11 protein-coding genes are annotated in these 13,110 nt (G+C 73.3%); 4 read left to right on the top strand and 7 right to left on the bottom strand.

Features of this window, described 5'->3' with window-relative positions:
• Position 1: 1 nt before the first annotated feature.
• Positions 2–1,204, bottom strand: coding sequence for an acetate kinase (locus tag ACL02R_RS19050; RefSeq protein WP_412798146.1), 1,203 nt, complete (start codon positions 1,202–1,204; stop codon positions 2–4).
• Complete coding sequence (pta, locus tag ACL02R_RS19045) at positions 1,201–3,360, bottom strand: phosphate acetyltransferase (RefSeq protein WP_412798145.1); 2,160 nt, start codon at positions 3,358–3,360, stop codon at positions 1,201–1,203. Before pta ends, ACL02R_RS19050 begins: the two co-directional genes overlap by 4 nt.
• Positions 3,361–3,591: 231 nt before the next feature.
• Between pta and ACL02R_RS19040 the strand changes: the two genes are divergently transcribed.
• The 3 genes from ACL02R_RS19040 to ACL02R_RS19030 all read left to right on the top strand — a co-directional run bounded on the left by ACL02R_RS19040 (position 3,592) and on the right by ACL02R_RS19030 (position 6,595).
• Positions 3,592–4,617, top strand: coding sequence for an ATP-dependent 6-phosphofructokinase (locus ACL02R_RS19040; RefSeq protein ID WP_412798144.1), 1,026 nt, complete (start codon positions 3,592–3,594; stop codon positions 4,615–4,617).
• A 173-nt stretch (positions 4,618–4,790) separates the two neighbouring features.
• Positions 4,791–5,792, top strand: coding sequence for an ATP-binding cassette domain-containing protein (locus ACL02R_RS19035; RefSeq protein ID WP_412798143.1), 1,002 nt, complete (start codon positions 4,791–4,793; stop codon positions 5,790–5,792).
• Positions 5,789–6,595 (top strand): ABC transporter permease, encoded by an 807-nt coding sequence (locus tag ACL02R_RS19030; protein ID WP_412798142.1) that lies wholly within the window; start codon positions 5,789–5,791, stop codon positions 6,593–6,595. Before ACL02R_RS19035 ends, ACL02R_RS19030 begins: the two co-directional genes overlap by 4 nt.
• On the opposite strand, the gene ACL02R_RS19025 is transcribed toward ACL02R_RS19030, so the two are convergent.
• Positions 6,533–9,796: a BTAD domain-containing putative transcriptional regulator gene (locus ACL02R_RS19025; protein ID WP_412798141.1), complete on the bottom strand. Its 3,264-nt coding sequence runs from the start codon at positions 9,794–9,796 to the stop codon at positions 6,533–6,535. The two genes, ACL02R_RS19030 and ACL02R_RS19025, sit on opposite strands and share 63 nt — an antisense overlap.
• A 92-nt stretch (positions 9,797–9,888) precedes the next feature.
• Between ACL02R_RS19025 and ACL02R_RS19020 the strand changes: the two genes are divergently transcribed.
• The gene (locus ACL02R_RS19020) at positions 9,889–10,236 is read left to right on the top strand and encodes a VOC family protein (RefSeq protein ID WP_412798140.1); all 348 of its coding nucleotides are present in this window, start codon (positions 9,889–9,891) and stop codon (positions 10,234–10,236) included.
• Positions 10,237–10,941: 705 nt separating this feature from the next.
• Here the strand turns inward: ACL02R_RS19020 and ACL02R_RS19015 are convergent.
• The 4 genes from ACL02R_RS19015 to ACL02R_RS19000 form a co-directional block, all read right to left on the bottom strand.
• Entirely contained in the window at positions 10,942–11,094 is a 153-nt protein-coding gene (locus ACL02R_RS19015; protein ID WP_412798139.1) for a hypothetical protein, read from the bottom strand.
• Between the two features lie 145 nt (positions 11,095–11,239).
• On the bottom strand, positions 11,240–12,523 hold the full coding sequence (locus ACL02R_RS19010) for a YrhB domain-containing protein (protein ID WP_412798138.1): 1,284 nt from the start codon (positions 12,521–12,523) through the stop codon (positions 11,240–11,242).
• Positions 12,520–12,816, bottom strand: coding sequence for a YrhB domain-containing protein (locus tag ACL02R_RS19005; protein ID WP_412798137.1), 297 nt, complete (start codon positions 12,814–12,816; stop codon positions 12,520–12,522). The genes ACL02R_RS19010 and ACL02R_RS19005 overlap by 4 nt, the downstream gene beginning before the upstream one ends.
• Complete coding sequence (locus ACL02R_RS19000) at positions 12,813–13,091, bottom strand: YrhB domain-containing protein (RefSeq protein ID WP_412798136.1); 279 nt, start codon at positions 13,089–13,091, stop codon at positions 12,813–12,815. Before ACL02R_RS19000 ends, ACL02R_RS19005 begins: the two co-directional genes overlap by 4 nt.
• Positions 13,092–13,110: the final 19 nt, after the last annotated feature.

The following is a 13,110-nucleotide window of genomic DNA, read 5'->3' as shown; positions in this document are numbered from 1 at the left end:
TTCAGGTGCTGACCAGATCGTATGCCTGGCCCGCGATCTCCAGTTCCTCGTCCGTGGGCACCACGGCGACCGCGACCGAAGCGTACTGCGGGGAGATGAACCGGGGGCCGCGTTCCGCCGACGCGTTGCGGTCGGGGTCCACCGCCAGGCCCAGGGGTTCGAGACCGGCGATCGTCGCCGCGCGCACCGGTGCCGAGTTCTCGCCGACCCCGGCCGTGAACACCACGGCGTCCACCCGCCCCAGCACCGCCATGTACCCGCCGATGTACTTGCGCAACCGGTGCGTGTAGACGTCCAGCGCCAGCCGCGCCGCCCCGTCCCCCTCGTCCACCCGCCGCGTCACCTCGCGCATGTCGTTGTCCCCGCACAGGCCGAGCAGCCCCGAGCGCCTGTTCAGCAGCTCGTCCACCTCGTCGGGCGACATGCCCGCCGTCCGCGCCAGGTACGGGACGACCGCCGGGTCGATGTCGCCCGACCTGGTGCCCATCACCAGCCCCTCCAGCGGCGTCATGCCCATCGACGTGTCCACGCACCGGCCGCCCCGCACGGCGGCGGCGGAGCAGCCGTTGCCCAGGTGCAGGACGATCACGTTGACGTCCTCCGGCGCGCGGCCGAGCAGCGCGGCCGTACGGCGCGAGACGTACGCGTGCGACGTGCCGTGCGCGCCGTACCGCCGGATGCCGTGCGCGTCGGCGGTGCGCACGTCGATCGCGTACCGCGCCGCGTACTCCGGCATCGTCGTGTGGAACGCGGTGTCGAAGACCGCCACCTGCGGCACGCCGGGACTGAGCGCCGCCGCCGTCCTGATGCCTTCGAGGTTGCCCGGGTTGTGCAGCGGCGCGAGCGGCACCAGAGCCTCGATGTCCGCGATCACCCGGTCATCCACGACCACGGGGCCGCTGAAGACGTCCCCGCCGTGCACGACGCGGTGGCCCACGGCCGCCAGCTCCGGCGAGTCGAAGCCCGTGCCGTCCGCCGCCAGCTCCTCCGCCGCCGCGCGCAGGGCGGCGCGGTGGTCGGCGAACGGGCCGCCGCGCTCGCGCCGCCCACCGTCCGCCGGGGTGTGCACCAGCCGTGCCGACCGCTCGCCGATCCGCTCCACGATGCCGGTGGCCAGGCGCCGGCGGCCGGCCATGTCGATCAGCTGGTACTTCACCGACGACGATCCTGAGTTGAGCACCAGCACGCGTGTCGCCTCGGTCATGCGGGGGACTCCTCGCCTGCGGCGGCGCCGGACGCGCCGCCCCGTTCGTTCTGCGCCTGCACGGCGGTGATCGCCACCGTGTTCACGATGTCCTGCACCAGTGCCCCGCGCGACAGGTCGTTGACCGGCTTGCGCAGGCCCTGGAGGACGGGGCCGACCGCGACGGCGCCCGCCGAGCGCTGGACGGCCTTGTACGTGTTGTTGCCCGTGTTGAGGTCGGGGAAGACCAGCACGGTCGCCTGCCCCGCGACCGCCGAGTCCGGCAGCTTCGCCGCCGCCACCGTCGGCTCCACCGCCGCGTCGTACTGGATGGGCCCCTCGACCGACAGGTCGGGCCGCGACCGGCGGACCCGCTCCGTCGCCTCGCGCACCTTGTCGACGTCCGCGCCCGACCCGGACGTGCCGGTCGAGTACGACAGCATGGCTATCCGCGGCGTCACCCCGAACTGCGCGGCCGTCGCCGCCGACTGCACGGCGATGTCGGCGAGCTGCGCCGCGTCCGGGTCGGGGTTGACCGCGCAGTCGCCGTAGACCAGCACCTGGTCGGCCAGGCACATGAAGAAGACGGACGAGACGATCGACGCGTCCGGCTTCGTCCTGATGATCTCGAACGCGGGCCTGATCGTCGCGGCCGTCGAGTGCGCCGCGCCCGACACCATGCCGTCGGCCAGGCCCTCGTGGACCATCAGCGTGCCGAAGTAGGAGACGTCCGCGACGACGTCCCAGGCCAGTTCGTGCGTGACACCGCGGTGGGCGCGCAGGCGCGCGTAGGTCTCGGCGAATCGTTCCCGCAGCGGGGAGACGCGCGGGTCCACGACGCGCGCCGAGGGCACGGGCGAGGCGGCCTCGGGCAGTTCGTCCGGGCCGAGCAGCCGCAGGTCGAGCCCGAGGTCGGCCGCCCGCTTGCGGACCGCCGCCTCGTCGCCGAGGAGGGTCAGGTCGCACACGCCCCGCCGCAGCAGGACCTCGGCGGCGCGCAGGACGCGTTCCTCCTCGCCTTCCGGCAGCACGACATGGCGGCGGTCGGCGCGCGCCCGTTCGATCAGCTCGTGCTCGAACATCATCGGCGTCACCCGGTCCCCGCGCGCCACCGAAAGACGCTCGGTCAGCGCCGCGGTGTCCACCCGCGTCTCGAAGAGGCCGAGGGCGATCTCCGCCTTGCGCGGCGTCCCCGCCGTCAGCCTCCCCTCTAGACCCGACAGCGCCGCCGCGGTGTCGAACGAGCCGTCCGGCACCATCAGCACGGGCGTCCCCGGCGCCAGCCGGCCGGCGAGCGCCATCGTCCGCTCCGAGGGCCGCTCGTCCAGCGTCAGCAGCACCCCGGCCACCGGCGGCGAGCCCGCCGAGTGCGCGGCGAGCGCGCCCAGCACCAGGTCCTCGCGGTCGCCCGGCGTCAGCACCAGGCAGCCCTCCGTCAGGGCGCCGAGGAACGTCGGCAGCATCGCGCCGCCGAAGACGAAGCCCCGCACGTCGCGGGCCAGCCCCGTCGCGTCGCCCAGCAGCACCCGGGCGCCCAGCGCGTCCGCCACCTGCGCCACCGTCGGCGCGGCCAGCGCGGGCTCCTCCGGCAGCACCCACACCGGCACCGGCAGGTGGCCGTCCAGCTCGCGCTCCGCCGCGGCCGCCTCCTCCGCCGCCACGCGGTTCGCGATCATCGCGACGACGTCGCAGCCGAGCGACGTGAAGGCGTGGTGCGCGTTCCGCACCTCGGCGGCGACCGACTCGCCGGTCTGCCCCGGCCCGGCGATCACCGGCAGGACGGGGGCGCCCAGCTCGTTCGCCAGCCGCGCGTTCAGCGCCAGTTCGGCCGGAAGCTGCGTGTCCGCGTAGTCGGTGCCGAGGACGAGCACCACCTCGAAGTCCCGCGCGACCTCGTGGAAGCGCTCCACGAGGCGGCCGACCAGTTCGTCCGTGCCGTGTTCGGCGTGCAGCGCGGCGGCCTCCGCGTACGCCAGCCCGCGCGCCGACGACGGCGGCTGCGCCAGCCGGTAGCGGCCGCGCAGCAGCTCGAAGACCAGGTCGGGGCCCTCGTGCGCCAGCGGCCTGAAGACGCCGACGCGGTCCACCTGCCGGGTGAGCAGCTCCATGACCCCGAGCTCGATCACCTGGCGGCCGTCGCCCCGGCCGATGCCGGCCACGTACACGCTGCGCGTCACGGTCCCCTCCCTGTTCGCTTCCCGGCCCGCTCGTGGCAAGCTCGCCTTGAGGCGCCGCGGGCAGTCTTTCCCGACCGTACCCGCGCGGGGGCGGCACGCGCGCGGTGGGACCGGATCGGCGAAGCCCCGTCCGGGCGCACCCGCGGCCGTGAAAGAATTCCCGCGGCCCCGAAGGCGCGGCATCCCAGTTCCCGACGAGCACCAGTCCCTAGCGAGCAGGAGAGCACCACCATGCGAATCGGAGTTCTCACCGCAGGCGGTGACTGCCCCGGTCTCAATGCCGTGATCCGGTCGGTCGTCCACCGCGCGGTGGTCGACCGCGGCGACCAGGTGATCGGTTTCGAGGACGGCTTCAGGGGCCTGCTCGAAGGCCGCTACCGCGAACTGGACATCAACGAGGTCAGCGGCATCCTCGCGCGCGGCGGCACGATCCTCGGGTCCAGCCGCCTGGAGCGCAACCGGCTGCGCGACGCCTGCGCCAACGCCGAGGCGTTCCGGCACAAGCTCAGCCTGGACGCCCTGATCCCGATCGGCGGCGAGGGCACCCTCACCGCCGCCAGGATGCTGGCCGACGCGGGCATCCCCGTCGTCGGCGTGCCCAAGACGATCGACAACGACATCTCCGCCACCGACCGCACGTTCGGCTTCGACACCGCCGTGGGCGTCGCCACCGAGGCCATCGACCGGCTGAAGACCACCGCCGAGTCGCACCAGCGCGTCATGGTCGTCGAGGTCATGGGGCGGCACGCGGGCTGGATCGCGCTGGAGGCCGGCATGGCGGGCGGCGCGCACGGCATCTGCGTGCCCGAGCGCCCGTTCCAGGTGGACGACCTGTGCAAGATGGTCGAGGACCGCTTCGCGCGCGGGAAGAAGTTCGCGGTGATCTGCGTCGCCGAGGGCGCCCGCCCCGCCGAGGGCTCCATGCCGTACGAGCGCGGCGAGATCGACCCGTACGGGCACGAGCGGTTCGCGGGCATCGGCAACCGGCTCGCCGCCGAGCTGGAGCACCGGCTCGGCAAGGAGGCCAGGCCCGTCATCCTCGGCCACATCCAGCGCGGCGGCACCCCGACCGCGTACGACCGCGTCCTCGCCACCCGGTTCGGCTGGCACGCGGTGGAGGCGGCGCACCGCGGCGAGTTCGGCATGATGACGGCGCTGCGCGGCACCGAGATCGTCATGACCCCGCTGGCCAGCGCCACCATGGAGCTGAAGACCGTCCCGCAGAACCGCATGGACGAGACCGAAGCCGTCTTCTGACCCCCCGCCGACACCCCCGGCACAGGCCCGCTCTGCCATCGGCTGACAGCCCCTGGCACGGCGGGCCCGCCGCTGTCAGCGCCCTGTGCGGACGCTGACAGGCCCCTTCGCGACAGTGACCTGGACACACCGCACACAGGCACACGCCAGCGACAAGGAGAGGGGAGCCCGGGATGACCTACGCCTTCCGGACCACGGGCCTCGTCAAGCGCTTCGGGGACACCACGGCACTGGCCGGGGTGGACCTCGCCGCCAGGCCAGGCACCGTACTGGGGGTCCTCGGACCCAACGGGGCGGGCAAGACCACCGCCGTCCGCATCCTCGCGACCCTGCTGCGCCCGGACGGCGGGCAGGCCGAGGTGGCGGGGTACGACGTGGTGCGCGACGCCGAGGAGGTGCGCCGCCGCATCGGGCTGACCGGGCAGTACGCCTCGGTGGACGAGGACCTGACGGGCGTCGAGAACCTCGTCATGCTCGGCCGCCTCCTCGACCTGTCCCGCCAGGACGCGAGGACGCGCGCCGCCGAGCTGCTGGAGCAGTTCGACCTGACCGCCGCCGGCGGACGCCGGGCCGGCACGTACTCGGGCGGCATGCGCCGCCGCCTCGACCTCGCGGCGAGCCTCATCGCCCACCCCGAGGTCGTCTACCTGGACGAGCCCACGACCGGCCTCGACCCGGCCAAGCGCGACGACGTGTGGGGGCTGGTGCGCGACCAGGTCGCCGCCGGGGTGACCGTGCTGCTGACCACGCAGTACCTGGAGGAGGCCGACGCGCTGGCCGACGAGATCGCCGTCATCGACCACGGCTCGGTCATCGCCCAGGGCACGCCGCACGAGCTGAAGGCCGTCGTCGGCGGCCAGACGCTCCAGGTCAGACCGCTCGACCTGGCGCGCCTCGGCGAGGTCGGCGACCTGCTCGAACGCGTCACCGGCGGCCGCCCCGACTCCCCGGCGCGCGGCGTGCTGAGCGTTCCCGTGACAGGGGACGCGGCGCTGCCGCCGCTGGTGGCGCGGCTGGCCGAGCGGGGCATCGAGGTCATGGAGCTGTCGCTGCGGCTGCCCAGCCTCGACGAGGTCTTCCACAGCCTGACGGGCGGCACAGGCACCGCCACCCCCGCCCCCACCGACAGCGACACCGACAGCGACACCGACAGCAAGAAGGGGGCCCTCGCATGACCGCCACCACCCTCACCCGCCCCGCCGTCCCCCGTAAGCCGTCGCTCGCGCGCGGCGTCACCCACAGCCTCACCCTGGCGCGGCGCAGCCTGATCAAGACGCTGCGCACCCCCGAGCAGCTGATCGACGTGACACTCCAGCCGGTCATCTTCGTCGTGATGTTCGTCTACCTGCTGGGCGGCGCCGTCTCCGGCTCCACCTCGGAGTACCTGCGCTTCCTGCTCCCGGCGATCATGGTGCAGACCGTGATCTTCGCGACCGTGAGCACCGGCGTGAACCTCAACACCGACATCAAGAAGGGCGTCTTCGACCGCTTCCGCAGCCTCCCCATCGCCCGCTCGGCGCCCCTGCTCGGCTCGGTGCTCGGCGACATGGTCCGCTTCGTCGTCTGCATCGCCGTCCTGCTCGGCTTCGGCACGGCGCTCGGCTACCGCATAGGGACCGACCCGCTGTCCGCGCTGGCGGCCTGCCTGCTGGTGATGCTGTTCGCGTTCTCGCTGATCTGGGCCTCGGTGCTGCTCGGCGTCGTGGCCCGTGAGGCGGGCGCGGTGCAGGGCATCATGTTCCTCGCGATGTTCCCGCTGACCTTCGGCACGAACATGATCACCCCCACCGAGAGCCTGCCCGGCTGGCTCCAGTGGTGGGTCAAGGCCAACCCGGTGACGGACGTCATGGAGGCCGCCCGCGGCCTGCTGAACGGCGGCCCGGTCGCCGGACCCGTCACGACGACGCTGCTGTGGTCAGCCGGCCTGTTCGCCGTGTTCTTCCCACTTGCCGTCCGGGCCTACCGCCGCAAGGCGTAGCCGTGTCAGCGCCTCGGTGCGCGACAGGGCGGCCCCCACCGCGTACGCCGCCTCGAACCCGGCGTCGCCCAGCTCCCCGCGCAGCCGCGCGGTGAACCGGGCGATGTCCGGGTTCGAGGCGTACGGGAGGCCGCGCACCGCCTCGGACGCGCCGAGCAGTTCGGCGGCGGCGGTCAGGTCGCCCCGCGCCTCGGTCACCCCGGCGAGCGCGGTGCCCACCATGCCGATGACCGGCATGTCCCAGACGGACTCCCCGTCCCGCAGCGCCTGCGCCACCTGGCGGGCCGCCTCGTCGACGGCCCCGTCCAGTTCCAGCAGGACCGCCGCCTTCCCGCAGCGCACCGCCGCGCTGAGCTGCGGCTGCACGAAGGAGCGCTGTTCCAGCAGCGCCCCGGCGGCCTCGTACTCCTCCCGCGCGCGCGTGAGGCGCCCCGCACGCCGGTGGATGTCGCCGAGCGCCTGGCGCGCCAGCACGACGACGAAGACCTCGCCGCGCTGCTCCGCCTCCCGGCGGTACCGCTCCAGCTCCTCCTCGGCGCGCGCCACGTCGTCGCGCTCGCCGTGCAGCACGGCGAGCCGTACGCGCAGGTGCTCGGCGTCGGACTCGGTGTGCAGCTCGTCCATCAGCCGCATCGCGTCCTCCAGGCAGGCGGCGGCCGTGTCGTCGTCGCCGGAGTAACGGTTCAGCTCGCCGAGGGACGTGAGCGCCATCGACAGTCCCCAGCGGTCGCCGACCTCGCGGAACGCGGCCACCGCCACCTCCAGGTCCTCCCGCATGCCCCCCGGCTCGCCCTCGTTCTCCCGGATCGCGGCGCGCATCAGCCGCAGCATCGCGCGCGTCCACGGCTCGGGGTGGTCGAGCGGGACGTCCGGGGGGCGCCGCCGTTCGCTGTTCCACGCTTCGAAGAAGGCCAGGCCCGGTTTGAACACGGCGATCACCGGGTGCCGGTCGGCGCGCTCGCCCAGCGCGTCGAGCGCGCGGCGCAGCCGGACGACGTAGCGGTGCGCGTCGCGCGGGTCGCCGGTCGAGGCGATGTTGATCACGCCGACGCCCAGCACGACCGCCAGCGGTTCCAGCGGCGGGTCGCCGGGGATGTCGAGGGCGGCGCTCATCCAGTTCGCGGCCTCCCCGTGCGTGCCGCGCATCGTCCAGTAGAGCGCGAGCGCGGCGCACAGCCGGACGGCGGTTTCGGCGTCGCCCGTGCCGGTGGAGTGGTGCAGGGCGGCGAGCAGGTTGTCCCGTTCGGCCATCAGCAGCTTGATCCAGGGCAGTTGCCCACCGCTGCGCAGGTGCGGCTCGGCGGTCTCGGCGAGCCGCAGGAAGTACGCGGCGTGCGCGTCCCGCACGGTGCGCAGCCGCCCGTCCGCCGTCAGCCGCTCGACGCCGTACTCGCGCAGCGTCTCCAGCATCCGGAAGCGCGGCCCGTCCGACGGCTCGTCGGCCTCGGCGGGCTGGAGCAGCGACTTGTCGGCGAGGGACAGCAGCAGGTCGAGCACGTCGTCCGCCGGGACGCCGCACACGCCCTCGGCCGTCTCGGGCGTGATGCCGCCGGGGAAGACGGCGAGCGCGGCGGCCAGGTCGCGTTCGGCGTCCGTCAGCAGCTCCCAGCTCCACGCGACGACCGCGTGCAGCGTGCGGTGGCGCGGCAGGGCGGTGCGGCTGCCGCCGGTGAGGAGCCGGAAGCGGTCGTCGAGGCGGGTGGCGAGGTGGGCCGGCTCCATGGCGCGCAGCCGTGCGGCGGCCAGCTCGATGCCGAGGGGGAGGCCGTCGAGGCGGCGGCAGATCTCGGTGACGGCGGCGACGTTCTCCTCGTGCACCGTGAACCCCGGCCGGACGGCGGCGGCCCGGTCGGCGAACAGCTGTACGGCGGCGCTGGCCAGCGCCTCGTCCGGTGTCGCGCCGGGTCCCGGCGTCGAGAGCGGCGGCACGGGGGACAGCGACTCGCCGGTGATGCCGAGCGGTTCGCGGCTGGTCGCGAGGACGCGCAGCCCGGGGCAGTGGCCGAGGAGGTGGTCGGCGAGGCGGGCGGCGGCGTCCACCAGGTGCTCGCAGTTGTCGAGCACGAGGAGGGTCGGCGCGGCGGCGAGCACTTCCGTCAGCATCCCCAGCGCGTCGCGCGGGGGAGCGGCGGAGCCGGGCGGCCGCGGCCGTTCCAGTACGCCGGTGACGCGGCGGCCCAGCGCGTCCAGCACGGCCTGCGGCACGTCGTCGGAGTCGGTCACCGGCGCCAGCTCGACCAGCCACGCGCCGCCGGGGAAGCCCTCGGACAGCCCGGCCGCCGTCGTGGCGGCCAGCCGCGTCTTCCCGGCGCCGCCGGGGCCGACGAGCGTGACGAGCCGGGACTCGTCCAGCCGCTTCGCGATGAGGCCCAGCTCCTCCTCGCGGCCGATGAAGCTGGTCAGGGCCGAGCGGAGGTTGCCCGGTACGGGCGCCTGGGGCGGGGGCGCGGCGGGGGCCAGGCCGCTGTCGGCGCGCAGGACGGACAGGTGCAGGCCGCGCAGCTCGGGGGAGGGGTCGACGCCCAGCTCGTCGGCGAGCAGCGCCCGGTACTCCTCGTACGCGCCCAGCGCCTCGGCCTGGCCGCCGGTCGCGTAGCGGGCGCGGATCAGCAGGGCGCGGGGGCGCTCCCGCAGGGGGTGGGCGGCGGCCAGCTCCTCAAGACCGGCGACGACGGCGGCGGCGCGGCCCGCCGTCACCTCGGCGTCGTACAGGTCCTCGCGGGCGGCGAGCCGCAGTTCCTCCAGGCGGGTCGCGGGCGCGGCGGCGAACGGCGCGTCGGCCGCGTCGGCGAGCGCAGGCCCGCGCCACAGGGCCAGCGCGGCGCGCAGCGCGGTGACGGCCTCGGCGGTGTCGCCCGCGGCCAGCGCGCGGCGGCCCTCGTCGGCCAGCCGCTCGAAGCGGACGGCGTCCACGGCGTCCCGCGGCACGGCCAGCCGGTAGCCGCCGGGCGCGGAGACGATCAGCCCGGGGTCCGGCAGGGCGCGGCGCAGGCGTGAGACGAGGGACTGGAGCGCGTTCGCCTGGTCGCCGGGGACCTCCCCGCCGCCCCACAGCGCGTCCACGAGCGTCTCGCCGCGCACCGTCCGCCCGGCGTCGAGCGCCAGCCGGGTGAGCAGCGTACGCAGCCGCCCGCCGGTGACGGCGACCGGTCGTCCCTGGGAGGAGGCCACTTCGAGTGGCCCGAGAATGCCGACCTGCACCGGGCCAGTGTCGCACCGGCCGCTCGGGGCGCACGCGGGCGGTGCGGAAACGGGGTGGCGCGGCGCGTGGCGTCCGGGGCGGGCTCGGGCGCATGGTCTCAGTGGTGCAGAACATCGCGATCGACTGCGCGGACGCCTACGGTCTCGCGCGATTCCGGAGCCGGGTCACCGGCTGCCCTGTCAACCCGGACGACCGGCCGGGCGACCCGGAGACGCAGGTGCTGCTCGCGGAGGGGCCGGTCCGCCACTTCAACCAGGTGCCTGAGCCGAGGACCGCCAAGAACCGCCTGCACCTGTGCCTGCGCCCGGACACGACCCGCGAGGCCGAGGTCGAACGTCTCCTGGCCCTCGGCGCGCCCCTCACCGCCGACCACCGCAACCCGGACGGCACGGGCTGGGCGGTCCTGTCGGACCCCAACACTCCTGACTACCGGTTCTGAGGATATGGGCAGCTCAGGACATGCGGAAGCCCCGCCCACGCGCCACCAGGGGGAGCGCATGAACGGGGCCGTGACTGGCGTTGGCTGGTCAGCGAGGTGCACTCACGGGGCGTTGAGCCCGAAGCTCACCGAGACGCCGTTGGTACAGGGGTCCGGCGACATGCGCCGCACGCGCCTTGCTCGGGGCTGACTGCTCGATGATGTGGTGCGCGGCAGCCTTGAGCGCCGCAGACCGCGCGAGTACATGCTGTTGAGCGCTTCGCCCACACTCTTCCGGTTCACCGGGCAGGCAGAGCGGAAGCTGAGGGCCGACCTTGTTCGCCGCGTGCCGAACGTATCGGGCGATGGTCAGCCAGTCGTCCTCTGTCCGCGTCCGCAGAGATCTGCGATCGTCGGCGCGGCACCCCTGCTTCCCCTGCCGAATGTCCGCGTTCGGTCTCCGCCGACTTCTTCCACACCGAGCGCGAGAAGGTCTTGCGCGGCTTGCACGCGGGATTCGTCCAGCTTCCGCCAACCGCCCCGAGTGCCCCGCTTCACCGTGAGCCGTGCTCCGGCGTCAACGAGCATTGCGCGCTTGCCCGCCGTGTCGGCAGCGTGCCATTCGTCGGCATACGTGCGACCGGTTGGGACGATTTCCCTTCTCGCCTCGATCTTGGCTGAGTTCTCCAATAGGGCTAGCCGGTTGTCGAGAGCGTCCGCGCGTTCCTACGAGGCCTTGGCGGCAGCCTTGGACTTCTGCCGCCCCTTCTGGTTCTGGTGCTCGTTGTACTCGGCGAGCGTGACCGCTATTTCCGGGGCGGGGTCATAGCCAGGAATCACCCGGGCCGTGTGGCCCTGAATTTCTTCAGCCAGCTTCAAGGACTTTCGCTCTACCTACTCTTCAACCCAGTCGGCCGGACACCGTCGCCACACGTCGCCGAAGTCTACGACTCGACGCCTTCCCGTTCACCGGAAACCCGTATTCCGCCTGGGCGTTACCCCGTGTCGAGGCGTCCGGCGTCGGTCAGCGGTATCTGATCAGGTGCAGTGCCCGTACGCCCTCTGTCTCCAGACGGGCCGACTCTCCCGTCGTGCTGTCGATGAGGGCGATGCCGTCGGCCGTGCACGTCGCGTTGAGCAGCAGGCCCACGGACTCACGGCCGCGGAAGTCGCTCCTGCGCAGCCACACCAGCGCCCTGGAGCCTTCGGGGAAGCCCGCGAGTTCCGCGGTCAGCGACTGCCAGTCCGTGTGGTACGTGGACGAGACGATGTCGCCGAGCCGGCGCATCGTCGGCGCGAGCCAGGCGGCGGGCCCCGGTCGCGGAGGCGCGGGGGTCGGTGATCCGCCCGCCTGCCACTGGCGGAGCCAGGGCCAGGGCGCGGAGTTGGGCAGGGCGAAGGGCTGTGCCGAGTCCTTCGGGACGACCAGGGCGGCGTCCAGCATGCCGTCCGCCCAGTCGCCCGACCTGGCGGAACTCACCGTGTTGCAGGCGAAGAGCCAGCCACGCGGTCCCTCGTCCGAGGGGTGCGGCGCGAGCAGCGCCACCTCGTCGCCGTAGGCCTCCCGCAGCCACGCCTCGGCCTTGGCGACGGCGGCGTCGAAACTCGCGGCGTGCGCCTGCCACGTCGGACCGGCGGGCATGGGCGTACGGCCGACGCCGGGCGCCACCGCGAGGGTGAGCGCGCGGACACCTTCCTGTTCCAGCCGGCCCAGCCGGCCCACCGTGGGGTCGATGAGCGCCACCTGGCCGTTGTTGTGGTGGGCGTAGAGGAGATGGCCGGTGGACTCGGTGCCGCGCGACTCGCGGCGTATCCATACGAGTCCGCGCGCGTCGGGGCCGTACGACTCGACCACGGTGGTCAGTTCGGCCCAGCTCGCACAGGACGCCACCTCGGCGTGCGGCGCGAACTGGCGTACCAGCCGTCCCCACCACCCCGGGTTCTCGTGCTCCGGCCGCCACGGCAGCGGCGTCGCCTTGGCGCCACCGAGCGCCGCGTGCATGGCCAGGACGCAACCACGGGCGTTGGTGCGCCGGGCCTGGGCGAGGGGATCGCGGGGACCGGGCGCGGCGTCGAAGGCCGCGAGGTCGGCCTGCGGATCGTCGGTCGCGGGGTGGAACGGGGCGGAACCGTTCTTGGGCACGGCGAGCGAGGCGTTGAGCATGGCCTCCCCACCCTGCCCGGCCGGGGCACAGGCGAAGAGCCAGGTCCCCGCCGTCTTGCGGAGTGGCTTCGAGCCGACCACCGTGACCCGGCCACGGTAGGTCTGCTCCAACCACTGCTCGGCGCGCTGCCGGAGATCACTCACTGCTCGGCCTCCAAGCTTTCCAGGAACTCGGTAAAAGATCCCATGGTGGGCGGAAAGCGCGGCTGCGAGCCGTCTTTGGGGACGGCGAGTACGCGCGTAAAAGGTGCCTTGGTCATGTCACCCGTGCCGATGTGCTCCTGGGTGTCGAACACCACGGTCCAGGCCGTCCGGTGTTCTTCGGACAGCTCGGGAAGCATGACCAAGGTGTAGCCCTCGTCCGCGAAGACGCTTTCCAGGAAGTCGGTCGCGGCCCGCACCGCGTCGTCGAGCATTCTCGTACCGGTGTCGCTCACGGTTCGGCGTCCAGTTTGGCGATGAAGTCACTCGTGGGCCGGGCCGATGGTGGCCACAGCGGCGACGAGCCGTCTTTGGGCACCACGAGCAGGCGTACCATCGGGGCCTTGGTCATGTCGCCGGTGTCGATGTGTTCCTGGGTGTCAAATCGCACTGTCCAGAATTTCCGGTACTCCTGAGAAAGCTCCGGCAACATTACGAAGGTGTAGTCGTTGTACTTGTAGACCTTTTGTAGAAATGCTTGCGCAATCTCCAGTGCTTCCTCAAGCGGCATGCTTTCTCCTTCATCGATT

This window comes from Streptomyces sp. MS19, from assembly GCF_047200595.1.
GTDB lineage: Bacteria > Actinomycetota > Actinomycetes > Streptomycetales > Streptomycetaceae > Streptomyces.
The sequence above is the reverse complement of the archived record's forward strand: the minus strand, read 5'-3'. Positions and strand labels throughout refer to the sequence as shown.

Excerpts from the sequence above, each read along its gene's own strand:
- ACL02R_RS19050 (WP_412798146.1), bottom strand. The coding sequence starts at position 1,204 with ATGACCGAGGCGACACGCGTGCTGGTGCTCAACTCAGGATCGTCGTCG.
- ACL02R_RS19040 (WP_412798144.1), top strand. The coding sequence starts at position 3,592 with ATGCGAATCGGAGTTCTCACCGCAGGCGGTGACTGCCCCGGTCTCAAT.
- ACL02R_RS19035 (WP_412798143.1), top strand. The coding sequence starts at position 4,791 with ATGACCTACGCCTTCCGGACCACGGGCCTCGTCAAGCGCTTCGGGGAC.
- ACL02R_RS19030 (WP_412798142.1), top strand. The coding sequence starts at position 5,789 with ATGACCGCCACCACCCTCACCCGCCCCGCCGTCCCCCGTAAGCCGTCG.
- ACL02R_RS19020 (WP_412798140.1), top strand. The coding sequence starts at position 9,889 with ATGGTCTCAGTGGTGCAGAACATCGCGATCGACTGCGCGGACGCCTAC.
- ACL02R_RS19000 (WP_412798136.1), bottom strand. The coding sequence starts at position 13,091 with ATGCCGCTTGAGGAAGCACTGGAGATTGCGCAAGCATTTCTACAAAAG.